Annotated in this window: 18 protein-coding genes and 1 pseudogene; 16 read left to right on the top strand and 3 right to left on the bottom strand. The window is 68.1% G+C overall.

The window, feature by feature from the left end; genetic code table 11:
- Nucleotides 1-255 precede the first annotated feature (255 nt).
- The 4 genes from EV643_RS26425 (at nucleotide 256) to EV643_RS26410 (ending at nucleotide 4,772) form a co-directional block, all read left to right on the top strand.
- On the top strand, nucleotides 256-1,545 hold the full coding sequence (locus tag EV643_RS26425) for an ABC transporter substrate-binding protein (RefSeq protein WP_133802849.1): 1,290 nt from the start codon (nucleotides 256-258) through the stop codon (nucleotides 1,543-1,545).
- 29 nt (nucleotides 1,546-1,574) lie between these two features.
- The gene (locus tag EV643_RS26420; RefSeq protein WP_238165820.1) at nucleotides 1,575-2,423 is read left to right on the top strand and encodes a carbohydrate ABC transporter permease; all 849 of its coding nucleotides are present in this window, start codon (nucleotides 1,575-1,577) and stop codon (nucleotides 2,421-2,423) included.
- On the top strand, nucleotides 2,420-3,337 hold the full coding sequence (locus EV643_RS26415; protein WP_133802847.1) for a carbohydrate ABC transporter permease: 918 nt from the start codon (nucleotides 2,420-2,422) through the stop codon (nucleotides 3,335-3,337). Before EV643_RS26420 ends, EV643_RS26415 begins: the two co-directional genes overlap by 4 nt.
- Before the next feature lie 61 nt (nucleotides 3,338-3,398).
- Nucleotides 3,399-4,772 (top strand): galactose-binding domain-containing protein, encoded by a 1,374-nt coding sequence (locus tag EV643_RS26410; RefSeq protein ID WP_133802846.1) that lies wholly within the window; start codon nucleotides 3,399-3,401, stop codon nucleotides 4,770-4,772.
- A gap of 150 nt (nucleotides 4,773-4,922) precedes the next feature.
- On the opposite strand, the gene EV643_RS26405 is transcribed toward EV643_RS26410, so the two are convergent.
- On the bottom strand, nucleotides 4,923-5,324 hold the full coding sequence (locus EV643_RS26405) for a DUF1844 domain-containing protein (RefSeq protein ID WP_133802845.1): 402 nt from the start codon (nucleotides 5,322-5,324) through the stop codon (nucleotides 4,923-4,925).
- Between the two features lie 285 nt (nucleotides 5,325-5,609).
- Between EV643_RS26405 and infC the strand changes: the two genes are divergently transcribed.
- The 7 genes and pseudogenes from infC (at nucleotide 5,610) to EV643_RS26375 (ending at nucleotide 10,517) form a co-directional block, all read left to right on the top strand.
- On the top strand, nucleotides 5,610-6,332 hold the full coding sequence (gene infC, locus EV643_RS26400; RefSeq protein WP_133802844.1) for a translation initiation factor IF-3: 723 nt from the start codon (nucleotides 5,610-5,612) through the stop codon (nucleotides 6,330-6,332).
- 76 nt (nucleotides 6,333-6,408) lie between these two features.
- A complete protein-coding gene (gene rpmI, locus EV643_RS26395) occupies nucleotides 6,409-6,603 on the top strand; it encodes a 50S ribosomal protein L35 (protein ID WP_133802843.1) in 195 nt (64 codons plus the stop codon).
- A 110-nt stretch (nucleotides 6,604-6,713) separates the two neighbouring features.
- Nucleotides 6,714-7,106 (top strand): 50S ribosomal protein L20, encoded by a 393-nt coding sequence (rplT, locus tag EV643_RS26390; protein WP_133802842.1) that lies wholly within the window; start codon nucleotides 6,714-6,716, stop codon nucleotides 7,104-7,106.
- 59 nt (nucleotides 7,107-7,165) lie between these two features.
- The gene (locus tag EV643_RS26385; protein ID WP_238165819.1) at nucleotides 7,166-7,951 is read left to right on the top strand and encodes a TrmH family RNA methyltransferase; all 786 of its coding nucleotides are present in this window, start codon (nucleotides 7,166-7,168) and stop codon (nucleotides 7,949-7,951) included.
- A gap of 36 nt (nucleotides 7,952-7,987) precedes the next feature.
- Nucleotides 7,988-8,161: pseudogene (locus EV643_RS44295) on the top strand (IS607 family transposase); the annotation flags it as partial.
- The gene (locus EV643_RS26380; RefSeq protein ID WP_202869769.1) at nucleotides 8,158-9,570 is read left to right on the top strand and encodes an RNA-guided endonuclease InsQ/TnpB family protein; all 1,413 of its coding nucleotides are present in this window, start codon (nucleotides 8,158-8,160) and stop codon (nucleotides 9,568-9,570) included. The pseudogene EV643_RS44295 and the gene EV643_RS26380, both read left to right, overlap by 4 nt.
- The gene (locus EV643_RS26375) at nucleotides 9,528-10,517 is read left to right on the top strand and encodes an MFS transporter (protein WP_238165818.1); all 990 of its coding nucleotides are present in this window, start codon (nucleotides 9,528-9,530) and stop codon (nucleotides 10,515-10,517) included. The genes EV643_RS26380 and EV643_RS26375 overlap by 43 nt, the downstream gene beginning before the upstream one ends.
- Here the strand turns inward: EV643_RS26375 and EV643_RS26370 are convergent, their stop codons facing one another.
- Complete coding sequence (locus tag EV643_RS26370; protein WP_133802840.1) at nucleotides 10,518-11,141, bottom strand: vitamin K epoxide reductase family protein; 624 nt, start codon at nucleotides 11,139-11,141, stop codon at nucleotides 10,518-10,520.
- Nucleotides 11,122-11,274 carry a hypothetical protein gene (locus EV643_RS44290; protein WP_166665587.1) on the bottom strand — a complete coding sequence of 51 codons (153 nt, stop codon included), beginning with the start codon at nucleotides 11,272-11,274 and terminating at the stop codon, nucleotides 11,122-11,124. Before EV643_RS44290 ends, EV643_RS26370 begins: the two co-directional genes overlap by 20 nt.
- Between EV643_RS44290 and EV643_RS26365 the strand changes: the two genes are divergently transcribed.
- From EV643_RS26365 to EV643_RS26345, 5 genes are all read left to right on the top strand, one after another.
- A complete protein-coding gene (locus EV643_RS26365) occupies nucleotides 11,273-11,737 on the top strand; it encodes a hypothetical protein (RefSeq protein ID WP_133802839.1) in 465 nt (154 codons plus the stop codon). The two genes, EV643_RS44290 and EV643_RS26365, sit on opposite strands and share 2 nt — an antisense overlap.
- An 11-nt stretch (nucleotides 11,738-11,748) precedes the next feature.
- Complete coding sequence (locus tag EV643_RS26360) at nucleotides 11,749-12,231, top strand: hypothetical protein (protein WP_133802838.1); 483 nt, start codon at nucleotides 11,749-11,751, stop codon at nucleotides 12,229-12,231.
- 105 nt (nucleotides 12,232-12,336) lie between these two features.
- Nucleotides 12,337-13,446, top strand: a complete 1,110-nt coding sequence (gene pheS, locus EV643_RS26355) for a phenylalanine--tRNA ligase subunit alpha (protein WP_133802837.1) — start codon at nucleotides 12,337-12,339, stop codon at nucleotides 13,444-13,446.
- Entirely contained in the window at nucleotides 13,446-16,028 is a 2,583-nt protein-coding gene (pheT, locus tag EV643_RS26350) for a phenylalanine--tRNA ligase subunit beta (RefSeq protein WP_133802836.1), read from the top strand. Before pheS ends, pheT begins: the two co-directional genes overlap by 1 nt.
- 16 nt (nucleotides 16,029-16,044) lie before the next feature.
- Nucleotides 16,045-17,583, top strand: coding sequence for a gamma-glutamyltransferase (locus tag EV643_RS26345; protein ID WP_166665586.1), 1,539 nt, complete (start codon nucleotides 16,045-16,047; stop codon nucleotides 17,581-17,583).
- Nucleotides 17,584-17,668: the final 85 nt, after the last annotated feature.

Raw genomic sequence — 17,668 nt, 5'->3', positions numbered from 1 at the left:
GCTGTTCCTCCTTGAGTCAAGTGCCCCCGTGTTCGGCGCCCTCCGGCACCTGCGGTGTCCAGGCAGGCACCTCGCTGCGTTGGAGGAGAGGCCACGATGAACACCGCATCGAGGCCCCTCCTCCGCCTTGCGATGCACCTACCTGGACACCGCAGGTGCTCGAAGGTCGCCGAACACGGGGGCACTCCCTTGACATCGGATTCTACGATGTGGATAGTGCAGGAGCTATACCGGTTTATCACTTCAGGAGATTCCATGCGCAGTCGTCGTCTCACTCCGGTGGCAGCTCTTGCCGTCGCGGCCCTCACCCTGGCCGGCTGCGGCCTCGGCTCGGCCGACACGTCGTCCGGTTCGCAGCCGACCGTGGATGCCAATGCTCAGGTCACCGGCGAGGTCAGCCTGCAGACCTGGGCGCTGAAGCCGAAGTTCACCTCGTACGTCGAGGGCGTGATCAAGGCCTTCGAGGCGAAGTACCCGGGGACCAAGGTCAACTGGCTCGACCAGCCGGGTGACGGGTACGACAAGAAGGTGCTGAGCCAGGCTTCCGCGGGCCAGTTGCCGGACGTGGTCAACCTGCCGCCGGACTTCGCCCTCCCGCTCGCCAAGCAGCAGATGCTCCTCGATGTCGGTGCGGCCGATCCGAAGATCTCCGAGGAGTACGTCGAGGGCGGCGTACAGGCGTACCAGTACCAGGGACTCACCGGCACTTTCGGCTACCCGTGGTACCTGAACACCGACATCGACTACTGGAACTCGACCAAGTTCGCCGCGGCCGGGCTGGACGTGAAGAGCCCGCCGAAGACGTTCGACGAGCTGCTGGCGGCCGCCAAGGTGATGCACGACAAGACCGGCGGCCGGGAGTACCTGATGAGCCGGCTGCCCGGTATCGGTGACTTTACCAACGCCGGGGTGAAGATCCTGTCCGACGACGGCAAGAAGTTCGAATTCAACACCCCCGAGGCCGCCGCGCTGCTGGACAAGTACCGGGACGCGTACAAGGCCGGCTACCTGCCGCGGGACATCCTGACCCAGGAGTACCTGGGCAACTCCAAGCTCTTCACCCAGAGCAAGGTCGCCTGGACCACCGGCGGCGGCAACGCGATCCAGGACTTCGTCAAGGACAACCCGTCGCTGAAGGGCAAGGTCGTCCCGTCGCCCGCGCTGGACACCCCGCCGCTGTACGTGCAGGGCCTGTCGGTGTCGGCGAAGACCAAGAACCAGGCGGCCGCGATCGCGCTGGCCCGGTTCGTCACCAACGCGGAGAACCAGGCCGCGTTCGCCAAGATCGTCAACATCTTCCCGTCCACCAAGGCGTCCGCTCAGGACCCGTACTTCTCCAAGAGCGACGGTACGCCGGAGAGTGATGCCAAGGTGCTCGCGTTCGAGTCGCTGGCCAAGGCGAAGGTGCTCACCCCGCCGATCATCAGCGGTGCCACCAACGACTTCATCGGTCAGCAGATCTCGCTCGCGATCGCCGGCAAGATCTCGTCCCAGCAGGCCCTCGACGCCGCGGTGGCGAAAGCCAACCAGCTGCTGACTCAGTAATGCGTTATCAGCGCTGGTTCACTCCGTGGGTGCTGGTCGTCCCGGCACTCGCCTGGTTGCTGGTGTTCAACCTGTGGCCGTCGATCAACACGGTCATCCTGTCGTTCACCAATGCCAAACCGCTCGGCGGCGGCACCTTCGTCGGGCTGAGGAACTTCGAGACCCTGCTGCACGACGAGCAGTTGCGCTGGGCGCTGCTGAACAGCGTCATCTACATGGTGGTCTGCCTGCCGTTCCTGACCGTCCTGCCGCTGCTGCTCGCCGTGCTGGTGGAGAAGAAGTTGCCCGGGATCACCTTCTTCCGGACCGCGTTCTACACCCCGGTGGTGGCGTCCGCGGTGGTAGTGGCGCTGATCTGGCAGTGGATCCTGGACGATCGCGGCCTGGTCAACGGCCTGGCCGAGAAGCTCGGCGTCATCTCCGGGCCGCTGCCGTTCCTGTCCGACCAGTGGCTGTTGTTGCTGAGTGCAATCAGTCTGACGATCTGGAAAGGGCTCGGGTACTACATGATCATCTACCTTGCCGCTCTCGGGAACGTCGGGCGCGAGCTGCACGAGGCGGCCGCGGTCGACGGCGCCGGCCCGTTCCGGCGGTTCGTCCACATCACCATCCCGGGCGTGCGCGGGACGATGATCCTGATCTCGATCCTGATCTCGGTGTCGGCCCTGCGGGTCTTCTCCGAACTGTTCATCCTCAGCGGTGGCAAGGGCGGGCCGGGTGGCCGGGACAACTCGGTGGTGATGCTGATCCAGCAGTACAGCCAGGGATTCGAGGGCAACCTCGGGTACGCGTCGGCGCTGTCGATCGTGTTGTTCTTCGTCACCGTCGTACCGATGCTCGTGCTGGCCCGGCTCAATCGGAGAGGAGCTGAGGCGTGACCGTTGTCACCGATCCGCCGCGGCCGGCCGTCGTACCGTCAGATTCCGGTACGCCGGGACGCCGCCGACGGGGATCCTTTGGCTTCAACACCATCTCGCCGCGGGAGAAGGTGGTCCGGTACGCGCTGCTCGTGCTCGTGCTGATCATCACGATCGGGCCGTTCCTGTGGCAGCTGTCCACGTCGCTGAAGGGATCCGGGGAGGACATCTACACCCGGATCCCGCGACTGCTGCCGTCCCAGCCGACGCTCGAGCACTACGGCGCGGTGACCGACACGATCCCGGTCTGGGACTACGCCCGCAACTCCCTGGTGGTCGCGGCACTGGTTGTCAGCGGCAACATCATCGGGTCGTCGCTGGCCGGGTTCGCGTTGTCCCGGCTGCAGTTCCGCGGCCGCCGGGTGGTGCTCGGGTTGTTCCTGGCCACCTTGGTGCTGCCCGGTGAGGTGACGATCATCTCGCAGTACGTCACGGTGCGGGAGTTCGGGCTGGCGAACACGCTCTTCGGGGTCGCCCTGCCGGGCATGATCGGCGCGCTGAACGTGCTGCTGATGTACAACGCGTTCCGGTCGCTGCCGATCGAGGTCGACCAGGCCGCGATCGTGGACGGCGCGAACGTGTGGCAGCGGTTCGTGTACATCGGTCTGCCGTCGGTACGGGGGACCATGAGTGTGGTGGCGATCTTCGCGTTCATCGGTGCCTGGGACGATTTCCTCTGGCCGTTGATCGTGCTGACCGACCCGGACAAGTACACGCTGACGGTGGGGTTGCAGTACCTGTCCGGCACGTTCAGCAACAACCCCCGGCTGATCGCCGCGGGGACGATGATCGCGTTCATCCCGATCGTGATCGTGTTCGCGACGCTGCAACGATTCTTCTTCAAAGGCGTGGAGGAGGGCGCCGTCAAGGGGTAAGTGCATTGCTTGTTCGACCATCCCCATCCGCCCATCTGGTGTGGTTCGAAGGAGTTCAACGATGTTGCGTAAGGCAATGGTTCTGGTCGCTGCCGCCGTACTTGGCGGCAGCCTGCTGACGGCGCCCGCCCAAGCGGCGCCGACCCGTAGTACGGCCGACAGCAGCAGTACGGCCGACAGCAAACGAGTCGTCGTCTACTACCAGACGCAGTACCTGAACGGGACGTACGTCTCGCCGAAGGCGCTGACCGACAACAACACCGGGATCACTGACGTCCTGGTCGGCGCGATCCACCTCAACGGTGACGGCACCACCCACCTGAACGACCACCCGCCGTCGGACCCGCGGTTCACCCAGATGTGGGCCGACCTGCACGCGATGCAGGCGTTGGGCGTACACGTCTCGGCCTTCGTCGGCGGCGCCGCGCAAGGAACGTTCCAGCGGCTCGACACCGAGTTCGACACGTACTACCCGCGGCTGAAGAACCTCGTCACGACGTACGGGCTGGACGGTCTCGACCTGGACGTCGAGGAGAACATGTCGCAGGCCGGGATCAACCGGCTGATCGACCAGCTGACCACCGACTTCGGCGCCGACTTCATCATCACGCTGGCTCCGGTCGCGACGGCGTTGAGCGGTGGCGGCAACCTGTCCGGGTTCAACTACGACACCCTCGAGCGGGACCGCGCCGCGAAGATCGACTGGTACAACGCGCAGTTCTACTGCGGCTGGGGTTCGATGGCGAACACCAGCGGCTACGACAACATCATCAACCGGGGCGTCTTCACCCCCAACAAGGTCGTCACCGGCGTCGTCACGAACTCGGCGAACTGTGGTGGTTATGTGGCGTTGCCGACCTTGAAGAACACGTTGGCCGCGCTGGTCGCGAAGTACCCGAACTTCGGCGGTGTCGACGGCTGGGAGTACTTCAACTCCGACCCGGGCGGTACGGCGGCACCGTGGCAGTGGGCGCGGGAGATGACGTCCGCGTTGTCCGGCGGTACTGGTGGACCCGCCAACCTCGCCCTGAACAAGCCGGCCACCGGTTCGACGGCCTGCAACGCGAACGAGGGCCTGGCGAAGGCGGTCAACGGGAGCGTGTCCGGCGGCAACACGGACAAGTTCTGCTCCCTGGCTTCGTCCAAGTGGCTGCAGGTGGATCTCGGGTCGTCGCAGGCGTTGGGCAGCGCCGAGATTTCGCACGCCTCGGCCGGCCGTGAGTCGGCGTCGTACAACACCCGCGCCTTCACCGTGCAGACCTCCACCAACGGCTCGTCCTGGACCACCCGAGCCACCGTCACCAACAACACCGCAGCCGTCACCACGCATTCGTTGAGCGGGGTCACGGCCCGGTACATCCGCCTGAACATCACGACCCCAACCCAGGGAACCGACCCAGCAACCCGAATCTACGAACTGAAGGTCTTCGCCTAGTCACAAGAGCAGCCCCGGCCGGATTCCTGGCCGGGGCTGCCGCCACGCGCGGTCGTCGTGCCGCATCTACACGGCGACAAATTGCCACACAGCGGCCAAGAGTTTCCGTGCTAATTGTTCGGGTCAGCGGGTGCAGGGCGGCTGCGAGGGTCAGCGGTGGGAGGCGGTGGGGTGGACGGGGCCGGTGTACTTCTCGCCGGGGCCTTCGCCTGGGGTGTCGGGGATGGTGGAGGCTTCCTGGAAGGCGAGTTGGAGGGTGCGGAGGCCGTCGCGGAGCGGGGCGGCGTGGTGGTGGCCGAGGGTTTGGGCGGAGGCGTCGAGCAGGCCGGCCAGGGCGGTGATCAGCGAGCGGGCCTCGTCCAGGTCCTTGTGGTCCGGGAGGTCCTCGGCCAGCCCGAGGTTGACGGCGGCGGCGCTCATCAGGTGCAGGGCGGCGGTCGAGATGATCTCCACACTCGGCACCTCGGCGATGTCGCGCGACACCGCCGACAACGGGTCCACCCCGGGCTGTTCGGCGGCGGGATCTTGTGGAGTGGAGACTGGGTCGGTCATGCTGCTACTCTTGCACGGCGACCGACCTGGTCTGATGGTGACCCCTGAGCGGAATACGACGGGGAAGCCGGTGGTTCAGGTCTAAGCGGAGGGCCACCTCCCACCCGGCCGATGAGTAGTCGGCGGGTCCCGGTCACGTCGAGGTCTCCGGCTCAGTGCCGGCGATCGAGACGAGCGTACGGCGTACCCGCGAGGGTGCTGCCGTCGATCTGGGATTTGGGCCTTCGTGTGGACGCACGGGGGCCTTTCGTCGTTTCCGGCGAGAAGCCAACGGGCGGCCACGAGGTGGCACCAGTAACGAACAACCCAGGAGGACCCATCACCACTGATTTGCGCGTCAACGAGCGCATCCGCGTTCCCGAAGTGCGACTGGTCGGACCGAACGGTGAGCAGGTAGGCATCGTCCGGATCGAAGACGCACTGCGGTTGGCCCAGGAAGCCGATCTCGACCTGGTCGAGGTCGCGGCCACGGCACGTCCGCCGGTCTGCAAGCTGATGGATTTCGGCAAGTACAAGTACGAGACCGCGCAGAAGGCCCGTGAGTCGCGCCGGAATCAGACGAACACCGTCATCAAAGAGATGAAGCTGCGGCCGAAGATCGACCCGCACGACTACGAGACCAAGAAGGGTCACGTGGTCCGGTTCCTGCGGGCCGGGGACAAGGTGAAGATCACCATCATGTTCCGCGGTCGCGAGCAGTCCCGGCCCGAGCTCGGGTTCCGGTTGCTGCAGCGGCTGGCCGAGGACGTCACGGAGCTCGGCTTCGTCGAGTCGTCGCCGCGGCAGGACGGCCGGAACATGATCATGGTGCTCGGACCGCACAAGAAGAAGTCCGAGGCGCGCGTCGACGTGGAAGCCGAGAAGGCGAAGCGGCAGGCCGAGCGTGACGCCGAGGAGCAGGCGGAGCGCGCCGAGCGGGCCGAGCAGGCCCAGGCGCACGAGGCCGCCCGCGCAGCCGGTTCGGCGAAGAAGCCGAAGGGTCCGGCAGACAACCTCGACCCGGAGTGATGGAGCGCTCCGGCCCACGAGGCCGGAGCAATCCCGCCCGGTCGAGTCAGACGAAAGAAACCAGGAGTACATAGCCATGCCGAAGATGAAGACCCACTCGGGGATGAAGAAGCGCGTCCGGATCACCGGCTCGGGCAAGGTCCGCCGCGAGCAGACCGGTATCCGCCACCTCGCCGAGGCGAAGTCGTCGAAGCGCAAGCGCCGCCTGTCCGGCACCGTCGAGGTCGCGCCGTCGTACGCCAAGAAGGCCAAGAAGCTTCTCGGTATCTGAGCTGCACCAGGGCCCCATCTGTTTTCTGGCCCCATCCGTCCCTTCCCCCGAACATCCCCCGCCGAGTGGGCATCCTCTCTCCGGCGCAGAAATACAAGGAGTAACACCTCATGGCACGCGTGAAGCGGGCAGTCAACGCCCACAAGAAGCGCCGGGTCGTACTCGAGCAGGCCAGCGGTTACCGCGGCCAGCGCTCGCGGCTGTACCGCAAGGCCAAGGAGCAGGTCACCCACTCGCTGGTCTACGCCTACCGGGACCGCAAGGCGCGCAAGGGCGACTTCCGCAAGCTCTGGATCCAGCGCATCAACGCCGCGGTCCGCGCCGAGGGCCTGACCTACAACCGGTTCATCCAGGGCCTGCGGCTGGCCGAGGTCGAGGTCGACCGGAAGATCCTGGCCGACCTGGCCGTCAACGACGCCAAGGCGTTCTCCGCTCTCGTCGACGTGGCGAAGGCGGCGCTGCCGGCCGACGTGAACGCGGCCAAGAGCGACGCCGCGGCCTGACCCGGCATTCAGCAGTAGCACCACCAGTGGCGAGCCGAGGTCTGTTGACCGCACAATCCATGCGGATCAAGCAGGCCCGTAGGCTCGCCACTCGTGCGTTCCGGCGCAAGTCGGGCCGGTTCCTGGTCGAGGGCCCGCAGGCGGTTCGCGAGGCCCTGGAACACCGCGAGCTGGTGATCGAGGTGTACGCCGAACCCGACGTCGCCACCCGGCACCGTGACCTGCGGGACCTGGCGACCGTGGCCGGCGTCGAGTGGTACGAGGTCGACCGGGACGCGATCGAGGTACTGAGCGAGACGGTCACCTCCCAGGGCGTGGTCGCCGTCTGCTCCCTGGTCGACGTTCCCCTGGAGGAAGCGGTACGCCGTACTGCGCGCCTGGTGGCCGTCGGCGTCCAGGTGCGGGACCCCGGCAACGCCGGAACCCTCATCCGTACTGCGGACGCGGCCGGCGCGGATGCCGTCGTCCTGTCGGGCGAATCGGTCGACCCGCATAATCCGAAAGCGGTCCGGGCCAGCGTCGGGAGCTTGTTCCACCTGCCGATCGCGACCGAGGTGGACATCCCCGCGGCCGCGAAGGCGTGGCGAGACCTCGGGATCCAGGTGCTCGCGGCCGACGGGTACGGGAGCTTCGACCTGGACGAGTGCATCGACGACGGCACGCTGGCCAAGCCGACGGTGTGGTTGTTCGGCAACGAGGCACACGGGCTGCCGGACGGGTTCGACGCGATCGTCGACCGGTCGGTGAAGGTCCCGATCTACGGCCGGGCCGAGTCACTCAATCTCGCCACCGCCGCAGCCGTCTGCCTGTACGCCTCGGCCCGCGCCCAACGCCGTACCGACTGATTCAGCGGTTTGGGGTGGACTATATCGAGGCCGCTTTTGTCGGCGCAGGGCCGTACCGTGCTGGTTGTGGATGAAGGCGAAGCCGAAGACGATCTGGTGCGCGACATGACCGACGCGCTCACCTCGTTCTGCGCCCACCTCTACGGCGAGCCCGCCGCCCGGAACCGGGCGAAGAAGGTACTCGTCGCTGCGGCGGGTGAGGGCGCGTGAGTCACAAGCAAGGCATCCGGGTTGAACTCGCTCCGGACGCCGATCAGTCCGTACTCATGGGCCGTCACTGTGGCCTGTCGCGGGTGGTGGAGAACTTCTGCCTGGAGACGGTGCGTAAGAAGTGGGCGCAGCGCAAGGCGGAGGAGTCCTACGGCATCACCGGCGACGACCTGACCACGGTGCCGTGGTCGGCCCCCGCGCTGGAGAAGGAGTGGCGCGCCGCCCACATTGTGCGGTTCCCGTGGTTCACCGAGAACAAGCTGTCGTCTCGTGTCCCGAAGGAAGCCTGCCGGGTCCGTGCCGCCGGATTCTCCAACTACCTCAAGTCGAAAAAGGGCGAACGCCGGGGCGCGAGGATGGGCTTCCCCTCGTGGCGCAAGCGCAAGCACGGTTCGCGGTTCCGCTACGACGCCGATCGGGCCAAGCCGCGGGATGCCCGCACGGTGCGCCTTCCCGCGGTCGGCGACGTCGCGACGCGTGAGGACATGTCCTGGCTCACCGACCGGATGGCAACAGGTCAGGCGCGGATCCTCGGCGCCACTGTCCGGGAGCAGGCCGGGCGCTGGTGGATCTCGTTTCAGATCGAAGTGGACCGAGACGACCTCAACAAGCGCCGTCAGGTCGACGCCGAGGCTCCCGCATGCGGTATCGACCTGGGCTTGAAGACGTTCGCCGTCATCAAGAACAGTGACGGCACGACCGAGGAGGTCCATGCCCCCAAGCCACTGAAGGCCGCACAGCGCGCGTTGAAGCGCGCCAACCGCAAGCTCGCCCGCAGCGCGGACGACTCCAAGAACCGGGCCAAAGCCCGCAAGCGTGTCGGCCGACTCCATTTGAGGGTGGCCGACCGGCGGCGGGATTTCCTGCACAAGACCACCACGAGGCTGACGAGAACCAAGTCGGCCATCGCGGTGGAGACCCTGCACGTCAAGGGAATGGTGAGGAATCGCCGGCTCGCCCGCTCGATCGCCGATGCCGGGTTCGGCGAGTTCGTTCGCCAGTTGGACTACAAGGCCGACTGGTACGGCTCCCGCATCTGGAGGGCCGACCGTTGGTTCCCGTCGTCCAAGACGTGCGGGGACTGTGGACGCATCAACCGGGCCCTGGTGCTCGCGGACCGCGCCTGGATGTGTCCCGGTTGCGGCGTCCTGCACGACCGAGACGAGAACGCGGCAGGCAACCTGCTCGCCGCGATGCTCGCAGACCGAACAAGTACGACCTCGCCGGGAAGTTGCCCGGAGAGCCGAAACGCTTGCGGAGACCACGTAAGACCTCACTCTCCGGAGTCGGCAGCGGTCAGCGAAGCAGGAAGAGCCGAAGCGAGAACATCGCCGAGACTCACTCAACGGTTCGATCTTCCTGCTGAATGCCGATCGCGGTGCTGGCGATCATCGGCACGGTCGTGCTGATCCCGGAGTCTCGCGGACCGGCGCGGGATGTCGATCCGCTTGGCGCGGTGCTGTCGATCATCGGGATGACGGCGGTCGTCTGGTCGATCATCTCCATCCCCGTGGACGGACTCGGCTCGGCCAGAGTGCTCGGCGGACTGGCGGTGGGCGTCGTCGCCCTGGTCGCCTTCGCGCTCTGGGAGCGGCGGAGTGCCCATCCGATGGTTCCGCTCGCGCTGTTCAAGGACCGCAACTTCAGCGGTACCAGTTTCTCCATCGTCCTGTTGTCGTTCACGGCCGGCGGTTTGCTGCTCGCGCTCACCCAGTACCTGCAGTTCGTACTGGGCTACTCCCCGCTCAAGGCCGGCCTCGCCCTGACCCCGTACGCCGTCTCGGCCACGCTCTTCAACGGTCTTGGCGCAACCCTGGGTAAGAAGGTGGCCGACCGCACCCTGATCGCCGCCGGTCTGGTGGTCATCGCCGCCGGGTTCGGGATCCTGACGCAGGTGTCCGCCTCGTCCGGATACGGCCTGCTCATCGCCGGTCTGCTGGTGATGGGTGTCGGTGGCGGCCTGGCCGGACCGCCGGCGTACACGCTGCTGATGCAGTCGGTGCCGGCGGAGCACCGTGGTGTCGGCTCAGCGATGAACGACACGGTGCAGCAAACCGGCGCGGCGCTGTCGGTCGCCGTAGTGGGCAGTGTGCTTGCCGCGGCTTACTCGTCGGCCCTTCCCGACTCGGTCCCGGAGCAGGCCCGCAACTCGATCGCCGACACCCTCGCCCTCGGCCCGGAGTTCGTGGCGGCGGCGGGCAAGGCGTTCACGGACGCGATGTCGGTCGCGATGACCGTCGGCATGGTCGGCGCAGCCGCCGGTGCACTGGTCGCCTTGGTCGCCCTGCCCCGTCGCTCGACCGACAGTGGGTCGCCCGAGGAAGTGCTGGCCTCGACCGCCCCGACCGACGGCTGACTAGTTGCCCAGCCAGAAGCGGGTCAGGATGATGCCGGTCAGGAACAGGGCCCAGGCGGCGATCGCGACCAGGTGGTAGCGGCCGACCGCCTGCCTGAGGCCCTTGAAGTTGGCCAGCGTCACGTACCAGAAGGTCGGCATCGTCACGGCCCAGACGACCATGCAGTACGGGCAGAGCGCGCCGATGCTGTAGATGCTCTGGTAGATCAGCCAATGGATCAGCACGGCCGCGGCGGTCACGCCGGCTTGCAGTCCGAGCCAGACCCACCGTGGCAGCTGGGCCCCGGTCAGCAGCACCACGCCGAGCGTCGTCACGATCGCGAAGCCCGCGATGCCGAGCAGCGGGTTGGGGAATCCGAAGATCGCCGCCTGCGGTGTCGTCATCACCGATCCGCAGGACAGCACCGAGTTGATACTGCAACTCGGCTTGTACGACGGGTCGGTGAGCAACTTGAACCGCTCGACCGTCAGCACGAACGCGGCCAGGAAGCCGATCGCACCGCCGACGGTCAGCAGCCAGGGCACAACCCGGTCGAAGGTGCCACGCGGGGGGCCGCCCGCGGGATCGGCCGGGGTCGCGGGCGTCGCTGCCGGGTCGGTGAGGTCAACCGGCGAGTTCGTCATCGGCGCTGCTTTCGGTGAGTTCGGTCTCTGCCCCCGATTCTGCCAGCCACCGGTAGTCGCTGTCTGACAGCCTGTCCGCACGACCGTACGAACAGTGAGCGGTGGACCGGGTCGCTGCCACGATGTCGTTCATGACGAGACGGTGCAGCCCGATGCGGCGCTGGCTGATCGACCTGCCGACCCGGATCCACCTTTGGTCAGCGGAACTCCAGATCCGTCACCGCTCACCATCCGATGCGGACGCTGACGCACTGCAGGCCCGCCGCGACAACCTCGACGTACTGCGTGAGTACCGCAAGAACAGGCAGTACCCGCGCAACGACACCGAACTGCCCAGCACGCCGTACTTCGTCGACACAGACGGCCGCCACTGTGCGGTCGCCCACTTGATGCGCGCCTCCGGCCACCACGACGAGGTACGACGCATCGCGGCCACCGCCAACCTGGCCAGGATCGACGCCATGGACCCGGTCATCCTCGCCCCCTGGGCCCGCCGATCCGGACTCAGCAAGCGCGAACTGGCCCGGATCCAACCGACTATGCCCACCCGGACCAGTCGATTCTCGGCCTCCTGCTCTGGGCCGCGCTGGTACTGATTCCGTTCGCCGTGCTCTCCTTCGCCCTCGGGCGGATCAGGCCGGACCGCGGTGTCGTGAAGACGGTCCTGGTCATCGCCACCGTGCTGTTTTGCACGGTGCTGTCGATGGGGTCATACCCCGTGTTGTTAGGTGGCCCCGGCTTCGGGCCCAGCACGATCGAGGTGCTGGCGTGGTACGTCGTGGTCCTCGGCCCGATCGCCGCGTCGGTGACGCTGGCGATCCTGGCCCGCCGGGACGTGATCCCGGCCGAGACCATTCCGCCGATCAGCGGGGTGGCAGCCGGTGGGTTGATGGCGGTGCTGGCCGCGGCCTACCTGGTGGTCGGCACCATCCTGGTCGAGCCCGCCGAGCCGGTCGAGTTGACCGATGAGCCCCCTCCGCCCAGCATGTACGGCGATCTGACGGTCTCCTACCCCGTCGGTTTCGCCGCCCTGCTGATCGGCCTGCTCTGCCTGGCAGCCAGCCTGACCCGGTTGCGTCGCATCGCCTGATCCGGCCGGTCCACCCAGCCTGTGGACGACCGATTCACGCTCCGGGGCGGGAGGTTCCTAGACTGCCAGCAGCAAGTTTCAGTTCCGCAACCCCGAAAGGGAGCCATGTCCGGTCCCAACAAGAACTACGACCCCGTCGAGGTGACACCGTTGCACGCCGACGAGGTCGAACGGACGCGCGACGAGGCTCTCGACGCCTTCGCCAAGGCGGCCGACCTGGCCGCGCTGCAGGAGGCCAAGCAGGCCCACCTCGGCGACCGGTCGCCGATCGTGCTGGCGAACCGGGAGATCGGGGCGCTCCCGCCGCAGGGCCGCAAGGAGGCCGGGCAGCGGATCGGCTCGGCCCGCAAGGCGATCAACGAGGGGTATGCGAGCCGCCTGGCCGCGCTCGAGGCGGAGCACGAGGAGCGGATGCTCGTCACCGAGCGGGTCGACGTGACGCTGCCCTGGACCGCCCCGCAGCTCGGCGCGCGGCATCCGCTGTCGCTGATCTCGGAGCAGGTCGCGGATGTCTTCACCGCGCTCGGCTGGGATGTCGCCGAGGGCCCGGAGGTCGAGGCCGAGTGGCTGAACTTCGACGCGCTGAACTTCCAGCCCGACCACCCGGCGCGGCAGATGCAGGACACCTTCTTCGTCGAGCCGGCCGGGTCCGGCACGGTGCTGCGGACCCACACCTCACCGGTGCAGGCGCGCTCGATGCTGACCCGCAAGCCGCCGATCTACGTGATCTGCCCGGGCCGGGTGTTCCGCACCGACGAGCTGGACGCGACCCACACCCCGGTCTTCAACCAGGTCGAGGGCCTGGTGGTGGACGAGGGCATCACGCTCGCGCACCTGAAGGGCACGCTGGACCACTTCGTCGTGTCGATGTTCGGCGAGGGCCTGGAGGCGCGGCTGCGGCCGAACTTCTTCCCCTTCACCGAGCCGTCGGCAGAGGTCGACCTGAAATGCTTCGTCTGCCGCGGTGAGTCGGTGGGCAACCCGGATCGCCCCTGCCGGACGTGTGGCAGCGAGGGCTGGATCGAGTGGGGCGGCTGCGGTGTGGTGAACCCGCGCGTCCTGCAGGCCTGCGGTATCGACACCGACCGGTACTCCGGTTTCGCGTTCGGGATGGGCCTGGAGCGGACCCTGATGTTCCGCAACGGGGTCGAGGACATGCGGGACATGGTCGAGGGTGATGTGCGGTTCAGCCGCCAGTTCGGGATGGAGATCTGATGCGGGTCCCACTGTCATGGCTTCGTGAGTACGTCGAGCTCCCGGCCGGGGTGACCGGCCGGCAGGTCGCCGAGAAGCTGATCCGGGCCGGGCTCGAAGTGGAGACCGTCGAGGAGTCCGACCTGACCGGCCCGCTGGTGGTCGGCAAGGTCCTCACCTACGAGAACGAGCCGCAGAAGAACGGCAAGACCATCCGCTGGTGCTCCCTCGACATCGGCAAGGACGAGCCGCAGTGGGTCGTCTGCGGCGCGCACAACTTCGAGGTCGGCGACCTGGTCGTCGTCGTGCTGCCGGGTGCGGTGCTGCCCGGCGGGTTCGCGATCGCCGCGCGCAAGACCTACGGCCACGTGTCGAACGGGATGATCTGCTCCAGCGCCGAGCTGGGTCTGGGCGACGACGGCCTGGGTGGCATCGTCGTGCTCGAGCCGGGTGAGGCGAAGGTGGGCGACGACGCGATCGAGTTGCTCGGCCTGCGCGACGACACCCTGGACATCGCGGTCACGCCCGACCGGGGGTACTGCTTGTCCATCCGCGGTGTCGCCCGCGAGGCTGCCACGGCGTACGGGGTGGAGCTGAAGGACCCGGCCGAGCTGGCGCTCACCGGGTCGGGGCAGGGCGGGTATCCGGTGCGGGTCGACGATGCCGAGGGGTGCAGTGTGTTCGTCGCCCGGACGGTTTCCGGGATCGACGCGAAGGCGTTGTCGCCGCGGTGGATGCAGCGCCGGCTGATCGCTGCCGGGATGCGGCCGATCTCGATCGGCGTCGACGTGACGAACTACGTGATGCTCGAGCTCGGTCAGCCGATCCACGGCTACGACAAGGCCCGGCTGAGCGGCGAGATCGTGGTCCGGCGGGCCAAGGCCGGCGAGAAGCTGATGACGCTGGACGACCAGAGCCGTGAGCTGGACGCCGAGGACCTGCTGATCACCGACGACTCCGGCCCGATCGGTATCGCCGGGGTGATGGGTGGCGCGTCCACCGAGATCTCCGAGACCACCACCGACGTGGTGATCGAGGCAGCGCACTTCCACCCGATCGTGATCGCCCGGGCGTCGCGGCGGCACAAGTTGTCGTCGGAGGCGTCGCGCCGGTTCGAGCGCGAGGTGGATCCGGCCCTGCCGCGGTACGCCGCCCAGCGGGTCGCCGAACTGCTGGCCGAGTACGCCGGTGGCACGATCGAGACCGAAGGGACCGTCGTCGACACGCACCCGGCCCCCGAGCCGGTGACGATCCGCGCCGACCATGCCGTGCGCGTCGCCGGGGCGCCGATCTCGGTCGAGGAGTCGATCCGGCACCTGACCTCGGTCGGCTGTGAGGTTGCCCAGAGCAACGAAGGTGCGGTGGCCGCGCCGCTGGCGGCTGGCGTGAGCATATCGACGGCGACCGAAGGTCCGGTGGCCGCGCCGCTGGCGGTGGGGGCGAGCACCGCGACGACGGCCGATCTGATCACCGTGACCCCGCCGAGCTGGCGGCCGGATCTGCGGGACCCCAACGACTTCGCCGAAGAGGTCATCCGGCTGTTCGGGTATGACAACGTCCCGTCGGTGCTGCCGAAGGCGCCGGGCGGTCAGGGCCTGACGGTGTCGCAGCAGCGCCGCCGCCGGATCGCGACCGCGCTGGTCGGCGCCGGGCTGACCGAGGTCGTGTCGTATCCCTTCGTGGGCGAGGCCGACTTCGAGGCGCTCCGGCTGGACGAGGGCGACGAGCGGCGAAACGCGGTGCGGTTGACCAACCCGCTGTCCGACGAGGAGCCGTTCCTCCAGACGACGTTGCTGCCGGGGCTGCTGCGGACCGCCGAGCGGAACGTCGGCCGGGGGAGCACGGATCTCGCGCTGTTCCAGACCGGACTGGTGTTCCTGCCGAAGCCGGATCAGCGGGCCGCGCCGTTGCCGTCGGTGGCGCAGCGGCCGACCGATGAGGAGATCGCGACCCTCGATGCGGCGTTGCCGGATCAGCCGTTGCACCTCGCGGCGGTGCTGACGGGTGCCCGGGTTCCGGCCGGTTGGTGGGGCAAGGCGCAGCCGGTCAGCTGGTCGGATGCGGTCCAGCTCGCGCGGGCCGTGGTCGAGGCCGTCGGCGCGGTGCCGGTGTTGCGTGCAGCCGAGCCGGAGCCGTGGCACCCGGGGCGGTGTGCGGAGGTGCTCGTGGGCGACGTGGTCCTCGGGTATGCCGGTGAGCTGCACCCGAAGGTTTGTACGGCGTACGGGTTGCCCGCGCGCTCGGTGGCGATCGAGCTCGACCTGGATCGCCTGATCGAGGTCGGCCCGGCGTCGGTGGTGGCGCGCCCGTTCTCGTCGTACCCGGTGGCCAAGGAGGATGTGGCGCTGATCGTCGGGGCCGAGGTCGCCGCGGCCGAGGTCGAGGCGGCGCTGGTCGAGGGTGCGGGTGAGCTGCTGGAGTCGATCCGGCTGTTCGACCTGTACACCGGCGAGCAGATCGGCGAGGGCAAGAAATCGCTCGCCTTCGCGCTGCGTTTCCGCGCCACGGACCGGACCCTCACCGAGACCGAGGTCGCGGCTGCGCGCCAGGCCGCAGTCCAGGTGACCGTCGACCGCTTCGGCGCCGTCCAGCGAGTCGGCTAGGTCGCGGGAGGTCCTGATGGCGCATCCCAGGGTTGCGGTTGCGGCGCCTAATCGGGCGGCGGCTGACGCTGGGGTGCGGGTTGCGGCCGAGGGCGGGAACGCGGTGGATGCCGCGATCGCCGCGACGCTCGTCACGATGGTGAACGAGATCGGCGTCGTGTCGCCCGCGTCGGGTGGGTTCGTGACGTTGCAGGTGGCCGGCGGGGAACCGGTGACCATCGACGGCTGGGTGGAGATGCCGGGCCGCGGCCTACCGCCAGACCGGCTCGGCCGGGCCGTGTGGGACGTGTCGACCGACTACGGCGGCGGGACCACCACGACCGTGGGGCATGGGTCCGTTGCGACACCGGGTGGGATGAAGGCGCTCGACCTGGCCCATCAGCGGTCCGGGAAGGCGCCGTGGCGGGAGGTCGTGCAGCCCGCCATCGACGTGGCACGGCAAGGGTTCCCGTTGAGCCGGACCTCGGGGTACTACCTCGGCTACACCCACGAGATCATCTTCGGCTGGCACCGGCCGAGTCACCGGGTCGTGCACGACGAGGACGGCGTGGTGATCAAGGCCGGGACGACGGTGCTGATCCCAGAGCTGGCCGAGGCGCTGGAGCTGATCGCCGAGGCGGGTGCCGAGACGATGTACACCGGCGAGCTGGCCGAGTTGCTCGTTCGCGACATGGCGGACAACGAGGGGATCCTGACCGCCGAGGACCTCGCGGCGTACGAGGCGATCGTGCGGCCCGCACTGGTGCTGAAGCAGAACGGCTGGACCCTGGCGACGAATCCGCCGCCGGCCGTCGGTGGGGTGGCGGTCGCGGCGATGCTTGCGTTGCTGGACGGCGTACCGGCTCAGGGTGGGTGGAATCAGAGCGAACTGCAGCGGCTGGTCGAAGTGCAGCACGCCGTGTTCGGGCGCCGGCTGGCCGAGCTCGACGAGGAGGATGTCCGCCAGCTCGAAGGGCAGAAGCTGCTCGATCTCGCGGCGGCCGGCGATCTGCGGGCGCTGACTTCACCCAGTACGGCGACGGTCTCGGTGGTCGACGACGAAGGTGACGCGTGCGCGATCACGGTGTCGTCCGGCTACGGGTCGGGCGTGATGACGCCGGGGACCGGGATCTGGCTGAACAACGCGCTCGGCGAACAGGAACTCCTGCCCGGCGGCCCGCACAGTCTCGTACCAGGGACCAGGCTGACCTCGAACATGGCGCCCAGCGTGGCCCGGCGGGATGGCGACGGCGCGGTGCTCGCGATCAGCTCGCCCGGTTCGGACCGGATCCCGACCGCGCTGGCCCAGGTCTACGCGCTCTACACCCACGGCGGCCTGTCGCTCGAGGATGCCGTCGAGCACCCGCGCGTGCACGTCCGGGTCCGCGAGGACGTCGTCGTCGACTACGAGGACGACCTGCCCGTCTCCGGCTCGACCAACCTGCCGGCCCGCCCGATGCCACCTCACTCGATGTACTTCGGCGGGGTGGCCGCCGCCTTCTGGGCTCCGGCCGACGGCCTGCAGGCAGTCGGCGACCCCCGCCGCACCGGCGCCACCGCGATCTCCCCCGACTGACCCAGGGCGTGTTTCGGCTCTGCGGCAAAAAGCTGCCAATTTGTTGGCGGAAGCATCTTTTCGGTGGGTTGCGGCGTTCATACCA

The sequence above is a fragment of the Kribbella caucasensis genome (assembly GCF_004361855.1).
Classification (GTDB): Bacteria; Actinomycetota; Actinomycetes; order Propionibacteriales; family Kribbellaceae; genus Kribbella; species Kribbella caucasensis.
The sequence above is the reverse complement of the archived record's forward strand: the minus strand, read 5'-3'. Positions and strand labels throughout refer to the sequence as shown.

Excerpts from the sequence above, each read along its gene's own strand:
- EV643_RS26410 (WP_133802846.1), top strand. The coding sequence starts at position 3,399 with ATGTTGCGTAAGGCAATGGTTCTGGTCGCTGCCGCCGTACTTGGCGGC.
- EV643_RS26405 (WP_133802845.1), bottom strand. The coding sequence starts at position 5,324 with ATGACCGACCCAGTCTCCACTCCACAAGATCCCGCCGCCGAACAGCCC.
- EV643_RS26385 (WP_238165819.1), top strand. The coding sequence starts at position 7,166 with ATGCGGATCAAGCAGGCCCGTAGGCTCGCCACTCGTGCGTTCCGGCGC.
- pheS (WP_133802837.1), top strand. The coding sequence starts at position 12,337 with ATGTCCGGTCCCAACAAGAACTACGACCCCGTCGAGGTGACACCGTTG.
- EV643_RS44290 (WP_166665587.1), bottom strand. The coding sequence starts at position 11,274 with ATGAACGACATCGTGGCAGCGACCCGGTCCACCGCTCACTGTTCGTAC.
- rpmI (WP_133802843.1), top strand. The coding sequence starts at position 6,409 with ATGCCGAAGATGAAGACCCACTCGGGGATGAAGAAGCGCGTCCGGATC.
- EV643_RS26365 (WP_133802839.1), top strand. The coding sequence starts at position 11,273 with ATGACGAGACGGTGCAGCCCGATGCGGCGCTGGCTGATCGACCTGCCG.
- EV643_RS26425 (WP_133802849.1), top strand. The coding sequence starts at position 256 with ATGCGCAGTCGTCGTCTCACTCCGGTGGCAGCTCTTGCCGTCGCGGCC.
- EV643_RS26370 (WP_133802840.1), bottom strand. The coding sequence starts at position 11,141 with ATGACGAACTCGCCGGTTGACCTCACCGACCCGGCAGCGACGCCCGCG.
- pheT (WP_133802836.1), top strand. The coding sequence starts at position 13,446 with ATGCGGGTCCCACTGTCATGGCTTCGTGAGTACGTCGAGCTCCCGGCC.
- EV643_RS26375 (WP_238165818.1), top strand. The coding sequence starts at position 9,528 with ATGCCGATCGCGGTGCTGGCGATCATCGGCACGGTCGTGCTGATCCCG.
- rplT (WP_133802842.1), top strand. The coding sequence starts at position 6,714 with ATGGCACGCGTGAAGCGGGCAGTCAACGCCCACAAGAAGCGCCGGGTC.
- EV643_RS26345 (WP_166665586.1), top strand. The coding sequence starts at position 16,045 with ATGGCGCATCCCAGGGTTGCGGTTGCGGCGCCTAATCGGGCGGCGGCT.